The 17,645-nt window shown below is 64.0% G+C and carries 17 protein-coding genes; 4 read left to right on the top strand and 13 right to left on the bottom strand.

Features of this window, described 5'->3' with window-relative positions:
* The first annotated feature begins 55 nt into the window (after window positions 1-55).
* From IPF49_13090 to IPF49_13080, 3 genes are read left to right on the top strand one after another with little or no spacing between them, the layout of a single operon-like run.
* Window positions 56-2,545: a leucine--tRNA ligase gene (locus tag IPF49_13090; protein ID MBK6288543.1), complete on the top strand. Its 2,490-nt coding sequence runs from the start codon at window positions 56-58 to the stop codon at window positions 2,543-2,545.
* Between the two features lie 7 nt (window positions 2,546-2,552).
* Window positions 2,553-3,059, top strand: coding sequence for a hypothetical protein (locus tag IPF49_13085; protein ID MBK6288542.1), 507 nt, complete (start codon window positions 2,553-2,555; stop codon window positions 3,057-3,059).
* A gap of 15 nt (window positions 3,060-3,074) precedes the next feature.
* Window positions 3,075-4,097, top strand: a complete 1,023-nt coding sequence (locus IPF49_13080; GenBank protein ID MBK6288541.1) for a DNA polymerase III subunit delta — start codon at window positions 3,075-3,077, stop codon at window positions 4,095-4,097.
* A gap of 17 nt (window positions 4,098-4,114) precedes the next feature.
* Here the strand turns inward: IPF49_13080 and IPF49_13075 are convergent, their stop codons facing one another.
* The 3 genes from IPF49_13075 to IPF49_13065 all read right to left on the bottom strand — a co-directional run bounded on the left by IPF49_13075 (window position 4,115) and on the right by IPF49_13065 (window position 5,665).
* Window positions 4,115-4,801 (bottom strand): glutathione S-transferase family protein, encoded by a 687-nt coding sequence (locus IPF49_13075; protein ID MBK6288540.1) that lies wholly within the window; start codon window positions 4,799-4,801, stop codon window positions 4,115-4,117.
* 53 nt (window positions 4,802-4,854) lie between these two features.
* Window positions 4,855-5,292, bottom strand: a complete 438-nt coding sequence (locus IPF49_13070) for a VOC family protein (protein ID MBK6288539.1) — start codon at window positions 5,290-5,292, stop codon at window positions 4,855-4,857.
* A 166-nt stretch (window positions 5,293-5,458) separates the two neighbouring features.
* On the bottom strand, window positions 5,459-5,665 hold the full coding sequence (locus tag IPF49_13065; protein MBK6288538.1) for a hypothetical protein: 207 nt from the start codon (window positions 5,663-5,665) through the stop codon (window positions 5,459-5,461).
* Window positions 5,666-5,939: 274 nt separating this feature from the next.
* Between IPF49_13065 and IPF49_13060 the strand changes: the two genes are divergently transcribed.
* Window positions 5,940-6,176 carry a hypothetical protein gene (locus IPF49_13060; GenBank protein ID MBK6288537.1) on the top strand — a complete coding sequence of 79 codons (237 nt, stop codon included), beginning with the start codon at window positions 5,940-5,942 and terminating at the stop codon, window positions 6,174-6,176.
* A 19-nt stretch (window positions 6,177-6,195) separates the two neighbouring features.
* On the opposite strand, the gene lipA is transcribed toward IPF49_13060, so the two are convergent.
* From lipA to mrdA, 10 genes are all read right to left on the bottom strand, one after another.
* On the bottom strand, window positions 6,196-7,182 hold the full coding sequence (gene lipA / locus IPF49_13055; GenBank protein MBK6288536.1) for a lipoyl synthase: 987 nt from the start codon (window positions 7,180-7,182) through the stop codon (window positions 6,196-6,198).
* 58 nt (window positions 7,183-7,240) lie between these two features.
* Entirely contained in the window at window positions 7,241-9,346 is a 2,106-nt protein-coding gene (locus tag IPF49_13050; protein MBK6288535.1) for a M13 family metallopeptidase, read from the bottom strand.
* Between the two features lie 62 nt (window positions 9,347-9,408).
* Window positions 9,409-10,047 carry a lipoyl(octanoyl) transferase LipB gene (lipB, locus tag IPF49_13045; protein ID MBK6288534.1) on the bottom strand — a complete coding sequence of 213 codons (639 nt, stop codon included), beginning with the start codon at window positions 10,045-10,047 and terminating at the stop codon, window positions 9,409-9,411.
* Between the two features lie 32 nt (window positions 10,048-10,079).
* On the bottom strand, window positions 10,080-10,346 hold the full coding sequence (locus tag IPF49_13040) for a DUF493 domain-containing protein (GenBank protein MBK6288533.1): 267 nt from the start codon (window positions 10,344-10,346) through the stop codon (window positions 10,080-10,082).
* Window positions 10,343-11,197, bottom strand: a complete 855-nt coding sequence (locus tag IPF49_13035; protein ID MBK6288532.1) for an aminotransferase class IV — start codon at window positions 11,195-11,197, stop codon at window positions 10,343-10,345. The genes IPF49_13040 and IPF49_13035 overlap by 4 nt, the downstream gene beginning before the upstream one ends.
* Before the next feature lie 10 nt (window positions 11,198-11,207).
* Window positions 11,208-12,398: a D-alanyl-D-alanine carboxypeptidase gene (locus IPF49_13030; GenBank protein ID MBK6288531.1), complete on the bottom strand. Its 1,191-nt coding sequence runs from the start codon at window positions 12,396-12,398 to the stop codon at window positions 11,208-11,210.
* A gap of 132 nt (window positions 12,399-12,530) precedes the next feature.
* Entirely contained in the window at window positions 12,531-13,313 is a 783-nt protein-coding gene (locus IPF49_13025) for a septal ring lytic transglycosylase RlpA family protein (protein MBK6288530.1), read from the bottom strand.
* Between the two features lie 110 nt (window positions 13,314-13,423).
* Window positions 13,424-14,302, bottom strand: coding sequence for a lytic murein transglycosylase B (gene mltB / locus IPF49_13020; GenBank protein ID MBK6288529.1), 879 nt, complete (start codon window positions 14,300-14,302; stop codon window positions 13,424-13,426).
* Window positions 14,303-14,450: 148 nt separating this feature from the next.
* Complete coding sequence (rodA, locus tag IPF49_13015) at window positions 14,451-15,599, bottom strand: rod shape-determining protein RodA (GenBank protein MBK6288528.1); 1,149 nt, start codon at window positions 15,597-15,599, stop codon at window positions 14,451-14,453.
* The gene (gene mrdA, locus IPF49_13010) at window positions 15,596-17,629 is read right to left on the bottom strand and encodes a penicillin-binding protein 2 (GenBank protein ID MBK6288527.1); all 2,034 of its coding nucleotides are present in this window, start codon (window positions 17,627-17,629) and stop codon (window positions 15,596-15,598) included. The genes rodA and mrdA overlap by 4 nt, the downstream gene beginning before the upstream one ends.
* Window positions 17,630-17,645: the final 16 nt, after the last annotated feature.

Below are 17,645 nucleotides of genomic sequence, written 5' to 3'. Positions count from 1 at the left end.
ACCTGAACCCTGCCGTGGGGTATTCTTTGCCACTTTTCGCGGGCTCCGCATGACCATGGACGAACAGTACGACCCAGAGCGCACCGAAGCCGAGGCACAGGCATTCTGGAGCGCACACCGGAGCTTTGCCGCGACCGAGGACCCGGCGCGCGAGAAGTTCTACTGCCTGTCGATGTTTCCCTACCCGAGCGGACGACTGCACATGGGGCATGTGCGCAACTACACGCTTGGCGATGTGATTGCGCGCTATCAGCGGATGCAGGGGCGCAACGTGCTGCAACCGATGGGCTGGGACGCCTTTGGCCTGCCGGCGGAAAACGCCGCGATCCAGAACCACACCGCTCCCGCGCGCTGGACCTGGTCCAACATCGACTACATGCGCACGCAGTTGCAGCGCCTTGGTTTCGCCTACGACTGGCAACGCGAGATTGCCACCTGCGCCCCGTCCTATTACCGCTGGGAGCAATGGTTTTTTACCCGGCTCTACGAGAAAGGGCTCGCCTACAAGCGGATTGCGGCGGTCAACTGGTGCCCGAACGACGCAACCGTGCTGGCCAACGAGCAGGTGATCGATGGCTGTTGCTGGCGCTGTGACACGCCCGTCGAGCGGCGCGAGATTCCGCAGTGGTTCATCCGCATCACCGCCTACGCGGAGGAGCTGCTGAACGACCTGGACAAACTCGAGCACTGGCCCGAGCAGGTCAAGACCATGCAGCGCAACTGGATCGGCAGGAGCCGCGGCATCGAAATGCGCTTCGACCTGGCAACCGCGATCGACGCCATCGCCCACATCGATATCTACACCACCCGCCCCGATACCCTGCTCGGAGTGACCTATCTCGCGCTCGCCGCCGAGCATCCGCTGGCGCGCGCACTCGCCGCGAAGGATCCGGCCCTGGCGGCGTTCGCCGCCGATTGCCGGCGCAGCTCGGTTGCCGAGGCCGATTTGGCCACCATGAGCAAGAAGGGCATCGATACCGGACTCGAGGCCGTGCATCCGTTGAGCGGACGCGAAATACCGGTGTGGATCGCCAACTTCGTGCTGATGGAATACGGCACCGGCGCGGTGATGAGCGTTCCGGGACACGATCAGCGCGACTGGGAATTCGCCCGCAGCTACGGACTTCCGATCGAGCAGGTCATCGCACCGCAGGACCCAACCGCACCGTGCGACCTCGCCAGCGGCGCGTTTACCGACAAGGGCGTGCTGGTCAATTCCGGCGCCTTCGACGGGCTCGCATTCGAGGCCGCATTCGATGCCATCGCGGCCGAACTGGAACGCAAGGGCATGGGGCGGGTGACCGTGAACTACCGCCTGCGCGACTGGGGCGTTTCGCGTCAGCGATATTGGGGCGCTCCGATCCCGATGCTCTACCTGGCCGATGGCACCGAGATCGCGGTGCCTGCCGAACGCCTGCCGGTCCTGTTGCCGGAAGATGTCGCGATGGACGGGGTGCACTCGCCGATCAAGGCCGACCCGCAGTGGCGCCGCACCACGCTGGCCGGGCAACCCGCGGAGCACGAGACCGATACTTTCGACACGTTCATGGAATCGTCGTGGTACTACGCGCGCTTTACCTGCCCCGATATGGACAGCGCGATGCTCGACAGCACCCGCGCCAATTACTGGCTGCCCGTCGATCAATACATCGGCGGCATCGAGCACGCGATTTTGCACCTGCTGTATTCGCGCTTCTTTCACAAGCTGATGCGCGATGAAGGCCTGATCGGGAGCGATGAACCCTTCACGCGTCTGCTGTGCCAGGGCATGGTGCTCAAGGACGGCAGCAAGATGTCCAAATCCAAGGGAAATACCGTCGACCCGGAAGCGCTCATCGCCCGCTACGGCGCCGATACGGTGCGTTTGTTCGTGATGTTCGCGGCACCGCCCGAACACAGCCTGGAGTGGTCGGACGAAGGCGTGGCCGGTGCCAGCCGCTTTCTCAAGCGGTTGTGGAAAGCGGTGCATGCGCATGTATCGACCGCATCAGAAATCGGGGGAGAAATTGGGGTCAGAGGCGACTTTCCGCAGGAAATTGACTCTGACCCCAATTTCTCTCTGCGTCGCAAGACCCATGAGACCATCACCAAGGTCAGCGATGATTTCGCGCGCCGGCAGACTTTCAACACCGCAATCGCGGCGGTCATGGAACTGCTGAACGAAGTGTCGCGCCACAGCGATCGCACATCGGCCGCGGGCCTTGCCGCGGAGCGCGAAGCATTGGAGGCGGCGGTACTGCTGCTCGCACCGATCGTACCGCACGCCTGTCACGCCCTGTGGCAGCACCTCGGCCACGGCGCCCCGGTGATCGATGCGCCGTGGCCGCAGGCCGATGCCAACGCCATGAAGCGCAACGAATTCGAGCTCGTGGTGCAGGTCAACGGCAAGTTGCGCGCCCGCCTGAACGTCGCGAGCGATGCATCGCGCGAGGAACTCGAGCGCCTCGCATTGAACGACGAACAGGTACTGCGCTTCATCGACGGCAAGCAGGTGCGGAAAGTCATCGTGGTACCGAACAAACTGCTCAATATCGTAGTGGGATAGCACCATCATGCATTGCACCATCACTCGTCTCTGGACCTCCCTGGCCCTGGCCCTGGTGCTTGGCGCCTGCGGCTGGCACCCGCGTGGCGTGCAGGAAGTGCCGCCCCATTTGCAACAGTTGCGCCTGGTCAGCGAGACGAAGGGCGGCGTGTTCGAGCAGAAGCTCGCCCGCGCGCTGGTTGCCGCGGGGGTGGAGCTGGTCGACGGCGCCGGCGTCTTTTCCCTGCATACCAGCCCGGAAAGGATCAATTCGCGCAACGTGGCACTTGATCGGGAAGCGCGCAGCGCGGAACAGGAAATGCGCGTGACCGTCGAATTCGAGCTGCGCAATGGCGCCGGGGACATCGTGCTCGGCCCGCGCGAAATCAGCGCCAGCCGCGTTTACAGCTACGACCCCAACAGCGTGATCGCGAAGCAGGACGAAGAGAATCTGATCCTGTCCGAATTGCAGAGCAACCTGGTCGGACAGATTTTCCGGCAAATGCGCCATGCCGATGCCGCAAACCTGAAATAGCGCCTGGGAGTCCACATGCGAATCGGCGTCGCGGATCTGGCCAAACAGCTCGAGCGACAGCTCGCACCGATGTACCTGCTCTACGGCGAGGAACCGCTGTTGCTGCAGGAAAGCGCGGACGAACTGCGCGCGGCATGCCGCACCCGCGGCTACGCCGAGCGCAGGATATTTGATGCGGACGCCGGTTTCGACTGGAATCTCGTGCTCGCCGAATGCAGCAGCCTGTCCTTGTTTGCCGAGCACAAGCTGATCGAGATCCGGCTTGCCGGCGGCAAGCCAGGTAGCGAGGGCGCGACTGTTCTGCGCGCCATCGCAGCCCGTCCCCCACCGGATACCGTGCTGTTGCTGCTCGCCGGCAAGATCGACTGGAGCGCCGAAAAATCGGCCTGGTTCAAGGCCATCGACGAGACGGGCGTCGCCGTCAAGGCCTGGCCGGTCAGGCGCAACGAACTGCCTGGCTGGATCGGCAAGCGTTTGCGGGAGGCGGGTTTCAGACCCGATGCGGGCGCAGTGGCCCTGCTCGCCGAGCGCGTGGAAGGTAACCTGCTTGCCGCGCAACAGGAGATCGAGAAACTCCGGCTGCTGGCCGAACCGGGCGCACTGGATGCCCGCACCCTGGCGGCACTGGTCACCGACAGCGCGCGCTATTCCTCATTCGATCTGTGCGATCGTGCGCTCGAGGGTGACCGTGCCGCGACCATCCGCACCCTGCAGGGACTGCGCGCCGAGGGCGAGGAAATCCAGATGGTGCTCGGCGCCTTCGCGGCCGAGATTCGGCGGCTGATGCGTGTCGCGCAACGCCACGCCAGCGGCGAATCCATGGACCAGGCTGTGCGCGCCGAGCGCGGCCGACCGCACTACGCGGTCGCGGTCCGCCGTCTCGGCTCGCGCGGCATGCACGAATTGCTGCGCCGCGCGGCGCTCGTGGACCGTTGCATCAAGGGGCTGGAGCCGCAGGATGCGTGGACGGAAATGCTTGGACTGGTGATCCAGGCGAGCGGCGGTATCGAGCGCAATCCGGCACCACGCGCTCACTGAAGCCCTGCCGCGGCCGTTCACCCACCAACGCGCAGATCCGCGACCAGCCTTCCCGCCGCAAGCACCTCCTTCTCGTGCTCGGTCTCGCGCCACGGCTCGCGGAGTGCCGCATCGTACCACTCGCGCATCGCCGCCAGGTGCAGCAGCCGGTCTGCGTAAGCCAGCGCGGTATCACTCAAATGCAGATCGAAACCCCGGATGCGCACTGCAACCGGCGCAAAAAACGCATCGACCGCGCAAAATGCGCTCCCCGCCAGGAACGGACCGCCAAAACGCTGCAGACCCTCGCACCACAATTCGTCGATGCGCGCGATATCCGCCACCAGGTCCGCCGGCAATTCGCTCAGCGCCATGCGCAGGCCGCAATTCATGCTGCAGTGCGTGCGCAGCGCCGCGAACCCGGAATGCATCTCGGCGCTGGCGCAGCGCGCCCATGCCCGCGCTGGCGCGACTGCGGGCCACACGCCCGGGTGGCGCTCCGCGAGGTACTCGACAATCGCCAGCGAATCCCAGACTACCTGCCCGCCGTCGTGCAGGCAGGGCACCCTGCCGGAAGGCGAGAACACGCGGAACGCTTCGTGATTGGAGCCGCCGGAAAACACCGCCAGGTGCTCATTGAACGGGATCGCCAGCTGGCGCATCAACAACCATGGCCGCAGTGACCACGACGAATAATTCTTGTTGGCAATATGGAGTTCGTACATGGCTGTTGCTCCTGTTCGATCCGACGCGTCCTGGGCAGCGGACTGGTCGGGAATCACGCCTGCCCGGGCATTGCGGTCTCGGCAAGCAAGCCCGTGCCCGGGACGAAGTTCGCCTCCAGGCGCAGGCCATCGGGGTCCTCGAACAGCACCGAGTAATAGCCCGGCGCCCACGGCCCTTCCTCGGGCGCATGCACCACGCGCGCGCCGATCTCCACCAGAAACGCATGCAGTTCGTCGACATCCTCGCGGCTGCGCGCACGGAAACAGAAATGGTGCAAACCGATCCGCCACTGCTCGAAACGCTGGTGACGGAATTCCGCGGCACTCGCCCTGACCAGGATGCCGGTGCGGCTGCCGATGCCGTAGATCACTTCATCGGTATCGTGTACCGCCTTCATCCCGAGCTTGCCGAACAGCTGCCGGTAGAAGGCCCGGCAGGCGGGGTAATCGTTTACCGTCAGCTGGATGTGGGCAATGCCGTTCATTTCCATTGCGTGTCCTCCATCGCGTGGCGCGCGTCTTCGAGGCGCCGTCAGATTTGATCGATCCATTCGCGGTGTGCCGGTTTCATCAGGCAGGCGCGCAGACAGCTCACGCGCTCGACATCAAAGCTTACACCCGGCCACCAGTGACGCAACAATGCCGCCGGGAGCTCGGTCAGCGACAGATGCCGATCATTGCCGCAAGTTGCCGCACCGCTTCCTTTTCCAGCGCCGAACTCGCCGGCCCGCCATCGAGCGCGTGCGAGATCCGCACCCAGTCCTGCGGTTCGCGATGATCCGGCAATCCGGCGAAACCATTCATCAGTGCTCTGGCGGCAGCCTCGAAAGCCTGCGCCTCGAGTCGCAGCTCTTCGTCGTTCATGCCCCGCTCCCACGAAATCCACCGCGCCACAGCGGCAACAGAGAGCCCTGACGGGCACAGAAGCGCGCGTCATGCAACCGCGATCCTCTGTGGCTGAAGTTCCCGCATCGCCACTTTGTCACAAGCCCGCGAACCGGTTGGCACAACCCGTGCTCCAACAGCACAGGGAGCGGTGAATCCGCCCCGCGGGCACAAACACTGCGCCACGGCGGTGCAAACAGCAACCAGGCTGCCCCGGCGTTGTGCGCGCCCGACGACTACCAGGAGTACCTTCATGAAACACCGGCTGCCCACAATCGCCTCGCCGGAAACGCAGATCGCACGGTTCGCGATCGCACAATTCCTGCTGTTCGAGGCCACCGTCGAAAGTCTCGCGGCGCTCGCCGAATCCGTGGCACAACTGCGCGGACGCCGACCCGGCAAAGCCATCGACACCGACCCGCTGACCGAACCCTTCCGCGTGCGTTATATCCTGTTTCGTCGCATGCTGGAGCGCGACCGCCTGCACTGAGGCGGCGAGGCGCCATCGTTCACTTGCCGAGCCGGCTCAGATCCACCTGTTGATCGGCGTGATAGGAGGAGCGCACCAGCGGACCGCTGGCCACGCTGCGAAAACCGAGCGACTCGGCGACCCGGCCCAGTTCCACGAACTGCTCCGGAGGAACGAAGCGCTTGACCGGCAAGTGATTGCGGCTCGGCTGCAGATACTGTCCCAGCGTCAGCATGTCGACATCGTGGGCACGCAGGTCGCGCATCACCTCCACGATCTCCGCGTCCGTCTCGCCGAGTCCGAGCATCAGTCCCGACTTGCTGAGTACGGCGGGACAGCACTGCTTGTATTTGCGCAACAGATCCAGCGACCACTGGTAATCCGAACCCGGTCTTGCCTCGCGATACAGGCGCGGCACGGTCTCGAGGTTGTGATTGAACACATCCGGCACCTGTTGCCCGAGAATTTCCAGCGCGACTTCCATGCGCCCGCGAAAATCGGGCACCAGCACCTCCACGCGGATCCCCGGGCTCAGCGCGCGGGTCTCGCCGATGCAGGCGGCGAAATGCGCGGCACCACCGTCGCGCAGATCATCGCGGTCGACCGAGGTGATCACGACGTAACGCAATCCCATCTCGGCGATTGCCAGCGCGAGTTCGCGCGGCTCGTCGGCATCGAGTGCATTGGGGCGCCCATGCGCCACATCGCAGAACGGGCAGCGGCGGGTGCAGATATCGCCCATGATCATGAAGGTCGCGGTACCGCCGCTGAAACACTCACCGAGGTTGGGACAGTTCGCCTCCTCGCACACCGAGGCGAGCTTGTGCCGACGCAGTATCTCCTTGATGCGTCCGACCTCGGGCGAGCTGGGCATGCGTACCCGGATCCAGTCCGGCTTGCGCGGCAACTCGGCGCTCGGAATGATCTTTACCGGAATGCGTGCGAGCTTTGCCGCCCCACGCAGCTTCTCGCCCTGCACCACCCTGGGCGCCTTGCCGCGCCCGCCCGGATCCGGTTGCTCTGACATCAGGTGCTTCCCCGCTGTGTCCGTACTTCAGTGTAACGGATCGTGTTGCCCTGCCGCCTCACCATATCCTGACCCGCTGCTCCGGCGGCAGATACATGCGATCGCCCTCCATCACGCCAAACGCCTCGTAGAACGGGGTGAAATTGCGCAGCACCCCAAGCACCCGGAACTCGGAAGGCGAGTGCGGATCGCTGACCAGCATGCTGCGCAGAAAAGCCTCGCGCATCACGGCGCGATTGGCCTGGGCGAAGCCGAAAAAGAAGCGCTGGTCACCGCTCATACCATCGATCAGCGGCGCTTCCTTGCCGCCGAGGGAGGCATGGTAGGCACGATACGCGATGGTGATTCCGGTCAGATCGGCGATATTCTCGCCCAGTGTCAGCCTGCCGTTGATGCTCATGCCCTCGAGCGGACTGAATGCATTGTATTGATCGACCAGCCTGGCTGCCGCCTGCTCGTAATGCGCGGCATCCTCGGTGGTCCACCAGTCGTTCAGCTTGCCGTAGGCGTCGAAAGCCCGCCCCTTGTCGTCGAAGGCATGACCGATCTCGTGACCGATCACATAGCCGATCGCACCGTAATTGACCGCCGGATCAGCGGCCATATTGAAGTTCGGCGGCTGCAGGAAAGCAGCCGGAAACACGATCTCGTTCTTGAACGGTTCGTTGTAGGCATTGACGGTCTGCGGCGTCATCTCCCACTCCTCGCGATCGATCGGCAGATCGAGCTTGGCGAGCTGGAAGCGGTATTCGAAATCACGCGCGCGCTGCAGGTTGCCGAGCGGATCGTCGGCGCGGACCTCCAGGCCGGAGTAGTCACGCCATTTGTTCGGATAACCGATCTTGGTGTCGAGTCGCGCCAGTTTCTCTTCGGCACGCTGTTTGGTCTGCTCGCCCATCCAGGTGAGATTGACGATGCCTGCACGAAACGCCTCCAGCAGATTGTCCACCAGTTGGCGCATGCTCTGCTTGTCCTGCGCAGGGAAATAGCGCTCGACATAGACCCGTCCGATCGCCTCGCCGACCAGGCCATCGATGGCGCGTACCGCCCGTTTCCAGACCGGCGCCTGCTCCTCGAGCCCCAGCACCTCCTGCTGCATGAAATCGAACTGCGCCTGCTCGAACTCGCCCGACAGCCACGGCGCTGCCGCATCCAGCGCGTGGAAGCGCAGATAATCCTTCCAGGCATCGAGCCCGAACCCCTCGACGATCGCACCGAGCGCCTGGAAATAACTCAGCTGGCTCACCATCAGCTCGGCGCGCCCGCCAAGGCTCGCCGCCTCGAGATAGGCGGGCCAGTCAAAGTCCGGCGCCACCTCGACCAGCGATTCTGTTTTTACCAGGTTGTAGAGTTTGTTCATGTCGCGGTTCTGTTCCGCGGGCCAGTGTGCCTCGGCCAGCCGCTGCTCGATGGCGAACACGGCCTGTGCCTGTTCGGCCGTGCCGCCGAAGCCGCCCAGCTCGAGCAGCCTGCCGATATAGTGCGGATAGTCCGCGCGCAGTTTGCGGAACTTCTGGTCCCCGGAAAGGTAATAGTCGCGATCGGGCAGCCCCAGGCCACTTTGCCAGACGTAGCTGATATAGCGATTCTCCGCGCCCGGATCGGACACCACACCCACCCCGAGCGGCGTGTCCACGCCAAGCGAATTGGCGCTGCCGAAAAAGGCCTCGAGATCCTTCACCGACGCTATCGCCGCGATCGCCTCGAGGGTCCCCGCTATCGGTGCGACACCCTTGCCTTCCACCAGCGACTGGTCCGTCAGGCTCGCAAACAGCGCGCCGATTTTCTGTTCCACCGAATCAGGCGCCAGATCGGTGCGCGCGGCCATTTCCTCGATGATCGAGCGCTGCTGGTTTTCGCTTTCGGCACGCAATTCAGGGATCACACCCCACCAGGTGCGGTCGGCCGGAATTACGGTTCGCGCAATCCACCCACCATTCACATAGCGGAAAAAATCGTCCTGCGGACGCACATCGAGATCAAAGCCGCTACGGTCGATGCCAGCGGGGTCGGCATAGAGACCGGCGCTTTCCACCGCCGTGACAGCGGGCCCCGCGGCTTGCGCCCGAGCGGGCGGCTGCGCGGCGGCCTGCTGGTCCTGCTCGCCACAGGCCACCAGCAGGCCCGCAACACAGAGCGTCACTATCGATGCAATTCTCTTCATGTTCCCGTCCCTGCAATTTCCGGATCATTCGCCCGCGCGTCGCTGCGTGCGTCGCCATTTGCTCACCACTGCACGACCTCACGCACCGACTTTGGATCAAAGGCAAAAACCTCGAGCAACTGCCCGAGCAGCAGTTGCTCGATGCGGCTCATCGACACATCCACCTCCGGCGCCACCCGGTCGACAATGCGGGTAACCGCCAGCCCCGGATACCCGCAGGGATTGATGCGCGCGAACGGGGCGAGATCGGCGTCGACGTTCAGGCTCAGCCCGTGATAGGAGCAGCCGCGCCGCACCCGTAATCCGAGCGCGGCGATCTTGGCACCTTCCACGTAGACCCCAGGCGCTTCACGGCGCGCCGCGGCGACAATTCCAATGCCGGCCAGCAGGCCGATCACGGCCGCCTCGATTCGATCCACCAGTTCGCGCACGCCAATCCCCAGCCGGCGTATGTCCAGCATCAGATAGGCAACGCACTGACCCGGACCATGCCAGGTCACCTGTCCGCCGCGATCGCTTTGCACCACCGGGACGGCGCCGGGATCCAGCAGGTGCTCGCTGCGCCCCGCCTGGCCCTGGGTAAATACCGAGTGATGCTGCAGCAGCCAGATCCGGTCGGGGCTGGCCGGCGTTCGCAGGTCAGTGTAAGCACGCATCTCGCGCCAGGCCTGCGCGTAATCGACCAACCCGGAGCGGCACACCTCGAGAACCGTAGTGGCCACGGACGACTGGTTCACAGCACCATCTGTACGCGACCGGTGGCTTTCAGATCCTCGAACAGCGCCTGCAGCTGTTCGCTTCCGGTAGCCACGATGGTCACGGTCACGGACATGTAGCGCCCGCCGCTACTGTAACGGGTAGTGGTCAACTGGCGCGCGAACCCGGCGGCGTGGCGCTCCACGACTTCCTCGACCAGCATCCGGAAATCCTCGGCCCCGTCACCGACGATTTTCACCGGATAGTCACAGGGGAACTCGATGCGCGGCGATTCCTCGCTCATGAATCCCCCTTGAAACGCGCCTTGAGCGCGGCAAACTCCTGCATGATGCGTCGGGTCACCGGACCTGGCCGGGCATCGCCCACCGCATTCGCATCGATCTGTATCACCGGCACCACCTCGCGCACCGAGCTGCAGATGAACAGTTCCTGCACACTGGCCAGTTGCGCGGCGGACACCGCCTGCTCACGCACATCGATGCCACAAGCACATGCCAGCTCGATAATCACTTCCCGCGTGATACCGCGCAGGATGCGCTCATCGGGCGGCGCGGTGCGCAACACCCCGTCGAGCACCGCGAACACATTGGACGAACTGCCCTCGGTAAGCTCACCATCGCGAATCAGCAACGCCTCGGCGGCACCGCGCTGCAGGGCCTCGCGCCGCAACAGCACATTGCCGAGCAGGGCGGTCGCCTTGATCCGGCAGTGGTGCCAGCGGATGTCCTCGAGCAGGGCAGCACGTATGCCCGATGCGAGCAGGGTCCGGTCGATGCTGACTGGCGAGATGCTCACCAGCACCGTCGGACGCAGCCCCTGGGTCCGGGTGGCATCGCGCCCGACCCCAACCCCACGCGTGACCTGGATATACACCGAGTATTCGTGCCCGTGCGCCTCGGCCAGCAGTCGCGCGATGATCGTCGCCCATTCCCCATCGCCCAGAGGACAGTCGATCGCTACCGCCGCGAGGCTCTCGCGCAGCCGATCGAGATGACGCGCCAGGCGAAACGGATTGCCGCGGTATACCGGCACCACTTCGTAGACCGCATCGCCGAACAAAAAGCCGCGATCATGAATCGAGACCTTCGCCTCGCTGTCGTCGAGGAAATTCCCGTCCAGGTAGACGGTCGCCATCGCCGACGCTTCAACCCTTGCCGAACAACTGCAGGAAAAACAGCACCAGCGAATCCCACAAGACGCGGAAAAAACCGCCGCGTTCGACGCTATCCAGCGCAATCAACGGCTCGCGCAGCACTTCCTCCTCACCCAGCGTGACCGATATCCTGCCCAGTTCCTGTCCGGCTGTCACGGGAGCCTTGATGCCACGGCTCAGATCGACCGCGGCTGCCTTGAGTTCCGCCGCGCGTCCACGCGGTATGGTCACGTAGATATCGTGCGCGGCGCCGACCATCACGGCATTCTGCGCGCCGGCCCACACCTTCACCGGCTCCGTGGTCACGCTGGTGTTGGCCGCCAGCACCTTGACGGTTTCGTAGAAGCGGAATCCGTAACCCAGCATCTTGCGGCTTTCGTCGGTGCGGGCACGGCGACTGCCGGCACCCATCACCACCGCGACCAGACGCATGCCGTCGCGCTCCGCCGAACTCACCAGGCAATACCCCGCCTCGTCGGTATGACCGGTCTTGATGCCATCGACACCGGGCTCGCCCAGCAATTCGTTGCGGTTCATCTGGCGGATATTGTTGTATGTGAAATAGCGTTCGGCATAGACCGCGTAGTCCGCGGGATGGTCATTGATCATGGCTCGTGCAAGCGTCGCGAGGTCACGTGCGGTGGTGTAATGCTCCGGGTGCGACAGGCCGTGGGAGTTCATGAAATGGCTGTTGCTCATGCCGAGGCGCGCGGCCTCGCTGTTCATCATCTCCGCGAACGAATCCTCGGCGCCCGCCAGGTGTTCGGCAATCGCCACGCTGGCATCATTCCCCGAGGAGATCACCAGGCCGTAATACAGATCCTTCAGCGACACATCGGAATTGATATCCACCCACATCAGCGAAGAGCCGATGAATTGCGGGTTCTGGGCCCAGGAGTTATGGGTGATATGCGCGGTGTCTTCCCATTTGGCCTTGCCGCCGGCGATTGCCTGCGACAGCACGTAACCGGTCATCATCTTGGTCAGGCTGGCGGGTGCGAGGCGCTCGTCCGCATTGCCTTCCATGATCACCTTGCCGCTTTTTGCATCGACCAGGAACCAGGCTTTCGCGGCAATCTGCGGCGGAGCGGGAATGATCGGCCCCGCACTCTGCGCGGCCGGTGTCGGCGTCGGAGTCGGCGTCGGTTGCTGGGAAAGCGCCGACACGGACAGCAGAACCATGAAGGACGAAACAAGAACGCGGGCAAGAACTCTGGTCACGCTGTCTCCGGTGGGGTTGGGCGAATGGCGGAAATGGCGCTCGCGCAACACGTGCGCAGCGCGCGAACGGGACGGCAGTATAGCAGCACGTGCTTACTCGGTGACTACCTGGGTCGTGCCAAGACTCGCCGCGGCGATGCGGCGCTGTGCTTCGTGCAGGATTTCGGTGCTGTCGAGCGGACCTACCCTGACCCGATACCAGCCCTCGTTGGCGTGGATCGATACGTTCTGTGCCAGCAACGGGGTCAGTGCCTGCTGCAGGTTGCGGGCACTCTCGACACTGCGAAACGCGCCGGCCTGCAGGTAGGTCTTGCGCTCGCTGCCGGCGGATGGCGCAGGTGCTGCGCTGCGCCGCGCCACCCATTCGGGTGCATTGGGATCCAGCACTTCCAGTTCCACCAGCGCGGTGCCCCTGTCGGCATAGCCCAGACGGTAGGCGGCGGCATAGGACAAATCGATCACCCGCCCGTCGTGAAAGGGACCGCGGTCGTTCACCCGCACGATGATCCGGCGGCCGTTCTCGAGATTGGTGACCCTGACATAGGAAGGAATCGGCAGCGTCTTGTGCGCCGCCGTCATCGAATAAACGTCGTAGGGCTCGCCATTGGACGTGTTCTGCCCGTGAAACTTGGTTCCATACCACGATCCATAGCCGCGCTCACGATGACCCGGCGCAACCGCGCTGATGCGGTAGGTGCTGCCAAGAACCGTATAGGGACTCTTGTTTCCGGCCGCGGTCACCGGCTCGGGGCGCGGCACCGCATCCGGTATGGACAGTATGTCGGCACGAAATGCCGGGGTGCCGTCTTTCAGCAGCGGCACCCCGAGCGGCGCCGCGGCAGGCCGCGTCGCCACAGGTACCGATGAGGTTTCCAGAGGCGCGGAGGCGCAACCGCCGAGGGCAAGCAGCAGCACCAGCGCAACCGGGTATATCGCTCTGCTCACCGGGAACCGTCCCCCCACATGAATCTGATTGCAGGCACCGCTCAACGGCGTTCGTATTGCCTGCGGATCTCCTGGCTCAGCTGGTGCACCGCCATCGCATACAACGGACTGCGGTTGTAGCGCGTGATTACATAGAAATTGTGCCTGCCGAGCCAGTATTCGGGGCCCGTATCGGAATCGAGCTGCAAGGGCAGCACCTGCTCCTGCGCCGGCAGCGGCACCAGCGACTCGAGGCCGAGGCCGGCGAGATCGGCAACGCGCGTATCGGGTTCGAGACCCGGGTTCATGCGATCCTCGGCCACCTTGCCCACCGCGCGGGCCGGATCCACCACGTCCGCGCCGAAGGTCCAGCCATGGCGATGAAAATAGTTGGCGACGCTGCCGATCGCGTCCGGGCGGCTTTGCCAGATATCCGCGCGCCCATCCCCGTCAAAATCGACCGCGTAGGCGCGAAAGCTGCTGGGAATGAACTGCCCCATCCCCATCGCACCGGCATAGGAGCCCTTCAGCTGCAGCGGGTCAAAATGCTGCTCGCGGGTCATGATGAGATACTGCTCGAGTTCCTTGCCGAAAAACTCGCTGCGCGGCGGATAATCGAAGCTCAGCGTGGACAGCGCATCGATCACCCGATAGGAGCCCATATTGCCGCCGTAACGGGTCTCGACACCGATGATCGCAACCACGATCTCCGCGGGAACCTGGAACTTCTCGCTGGCCCGCGCGAGCTCGGCCGCGTTCTGGCGCCAGAATTCCACTCCACCATCGATGCGCGCATCGGTCATGAAAATCTTGCGGTACTCGCCCCAGCTCAGGCGCTTCTCGGCCGGGCGCGCGATCGCCTCGAGAATCGAATCCTTGCGTTCCGCGGAACTGAAAATGCGCCGCAGATCCTGCGCATTGAACCCGTGCTCCTTGACCATGCGCGCCTCGAATGCCGCATATCCGGGGTGCTCCGCATAACCCGCCGCCAGGGCCGGTCCAGCCAGCAGCGACAACAGGACAAAAACGAAACGGAACAATGCGCAACCCCTCAATTTACCTGTACGGGCGAAACCCGGTGAGCCGTGGTCAACCCAGCAAGCGGCGCCGCTCGGTGGCGACTGCCATCACGATACCAAAACCGCCCAGCAGCGAGATGAGTGCGGTGCCCCCCTGGCTCACCAGGGGCAACGGCACGCCGACCACGGGCAACAATCCCGACACCATGCCCATGTTGACAACAATATAGACGAAAAAGGTGAGCGTGAGGCCCCCCGCAATGAGTCGCGAGAAACTGTCCTGGGCCCGCAGCGCGATCCACAGCGCCCGCGCAATCAGCATCAGGTAGATCGCCAGCAGGACCGCCACCCCCTCGAAACCAAATTCCTCGGCCAGTACCGCGATGATGAAATCCGTATGCCCCTCGGGAAGAAAATCGAGGTGTGACTGGGTTCCCTCCAGCCAGCCCTTGCCCTCCATGCCCCCCGAACCGATCGCCGTCTTCGACTGGATGATGTTCCAGCCCGCACCGAGCTTGTCGCTCTCGGGATTGAGCATCGTCATGACCCGCTGCTTTTGATAGTCGTAGAGCACGAATTTCCACATGACCGGGGCAGCAATCGCGACCGCGAGCAACACCGCAAACACATAGCGCCAGCCAAGCCCGGCCAGGAACAGCACGATCACGCCTGCGGCAGCAATGAGCACCGCCGTGCCGAGATCGGGTTGCAGCACCACCAGCGCGGCAGGAAGGAGCACGATCACCAGGGTGAGACAGACCTGTGGCAAGCGTGGTGGCAGTACCGCGGCAGCGAGGTAGCTGGCAACCATCAACGGCACCAGCAATTTCATGATTTCGGAAGGCTGGAAACGTGGCAGCCCCGGTATGGCGAGCCAGCGCTGCGCACCCTTGGCACCTATGCCGACCAGGTCCACCGCCAGCAACAGCAGCAGACCGATCAGATAGGCCCATGGCGTCCAGCGACGCAGGGTTTGAACGCTGACCTGGGCCACCCCGAACATCGCCAGGAAGCCCAACCCAAGAAATACTCCCTGGCGCAGCACCTGCTCGAACTCGCGACCGCTGGCACTGTAGAGGACCACCAGTCCGTAGCTACTCAGCAGCAACAGAATGCCGAGCAGTGGCAGATCGACATGCAAGCGCTCGGAAAGCGGCGGCCGACGTCCGAAATCGCGCGCCGATTCGGGCATCTGGTGCTGAAAATCACCGCGCCTCATACCCGACCTCCTGTGGCCGCGGGTTCGACCGCAACATCCTCGGCGGGAGCGACCCCGGGATCGATCGGGGGTGCTGCGGGGCGCTCGCCCGGTGGCGCCACCGGGTCCGGCTGCCCTTCGGTCGCGGGTGCCGGCGGAATAACCGTCGTGGGCGCTGGCGGCACCCCGGCTGGCGGTTCGCTGACCGGATCGGTTACCGCCGGCGGGCCGAGCAGGTACGCATCGAACACCTTGCGCGCCACCGGCGCCGCGGTCGAACTCCCGTGCTCTCCATTTTCGACTATCACGGCCACCGCGATCCGCGGATCGTCAGCCGGCGCAAACCCGATGAACAGGGCATGGTCACGCTGACGTTTGTCGATTTTGGATGCATCGTAGGTCGTGTTCTGGGCAATGCCGATCACCTGCGCCGTTCCGGTCTTTCCCGCCGCCCGGTAGGCGAGACCCTTGTTGATGATCTTGGCAGTGCCGTGCAGACCGTGCACCACGTTTTCCATCGCCAGCAGTACTGCATCCCAGGAGGCCGGATCCGGCATCGAAACCGTATCCTCGAGCACCGGATCAACCGGCTCGTCGCCGATGCGTGCAATGAGGCGTGGGCGGAAATGATGGCCGCGGTTGGCGATGGTCGCGGTCATCACCGCGAGTTGTATCGGCGTGGCCAGCATATATCCTTGCCCGATGCCCGCGCTCAGCGTCTCTCCGGGATACCATGGTGCCTTCAATGCCGCGAGCTTCCACTCGCTCGAGGGCATCACGCCGGAGCGCTCGCTGGTCTGGTCGATTCGTGTTTGCGCGCCGAGGCCAAACTGCACTGCGAAATCATGCATCCGGTCGATGCCCAGGCGATGCGCAAGATCGTAGAAATACACATCGCAGGACTCCACGACCGCCTGTTCCAGGTTCACCGCCCCACCATGCCCCCATTTCTTCCAGTCGCGGTATTTGCGTCCCCCGCCCCCGAGCCGGTACCAGCCCGGATCACTGACCGCGCTCTCCGGTGTGTTCACACCATAATAGAGCCCCGCCAGCGCATACATCGGCTTGACAGTGGAGCCCGGTGGGTACTGTCCCTGCATGGTGCGATTGAGCAGCGGGTGATCGGGAGAATCGCGCAATGCGCCGTAGGCGAGCGAGCCGATACCGGAAACGAAGGGGTTCGGATCGAAGCTGGGGGCGCTGGCAATCGCGATCACGCCCCCGGTGCGCGGATCGATGGCGACCACCGCACCGCGCTCTTCGCCCAACGCCTCGTAAGCCACACGCTGCACCTCGAGGTCGAGCTCCAGCGTCAGATCCTTGCCCGGCCCCGGCTCGATCTGCTCCAGCACCCGCAGCACGCGCCCGCGGGCATTGGTCTCGACATTCTCGTAGCCTACCTCACCGTGCAGTTCAGTCTCGTAGAATTTCTCGACGCCGCTCTTGCCGATCAGGTGGGTGCCCGCATAATCGCGCGGATCGAGCTGGGCAAGTTCCTGCTCGTTGATGCGACTGACGTACCCCACGGCATGCGCCAGCAACGCTCCGTACGGGTAGTAGCGCACCAGTTCCGCCTCCACGTCGACACCGGGCAGGCGATAGCGGTCCACGGCAAGCCGCGCGATCTCCTCCTCGCCCAGATTGAATTTCAGCGGCACCGCTTCGAACGGCAAATGGCGCGCCAGCCGCTTGCGGAAAAGCTCGATATCGCGTTCATCGAGGGTGATTATCCCGCCCAGGTCCCGCAACACCTGGTCAAGATCGGTGACGCGCTCACGGGTGATGCTGAGATTGAAGATCGGGCGGTTGTCGGCGAGCAGCACTCCGTGACGATCGAAGATCAGGCCGCGCCGCGGCGGCACCGCCCGCGCATGGATCCGGTTGCGATCGCTTTCGGTGCGGTATTTCTCGTGATCGATCACCTGCAGGTGGAAATAGCGCGCGATCAACGCCCCGAACAACAGCACCACGATGGCGGCGGCAATCACCACGCGCTTGCTGAAAATGCGCGTTTCCGTCAACGTGTCATTGATCGAGAGTCGTTCCGCCATCGCGTGTCCGCCCGGC

The organism is Gammaproteobacteria bacterium (genome assembly GCA_016705365.1).
In the GTDB taxonomy this organism is placed as follows: Bacteria; Pseudomonadota; Gammaproteobacteria; order Pseudomonadales; family UBA5518; genus UBA5518.
This window is presented reverse-complemented; position numbering and strand designations above follow the sequence as displayed.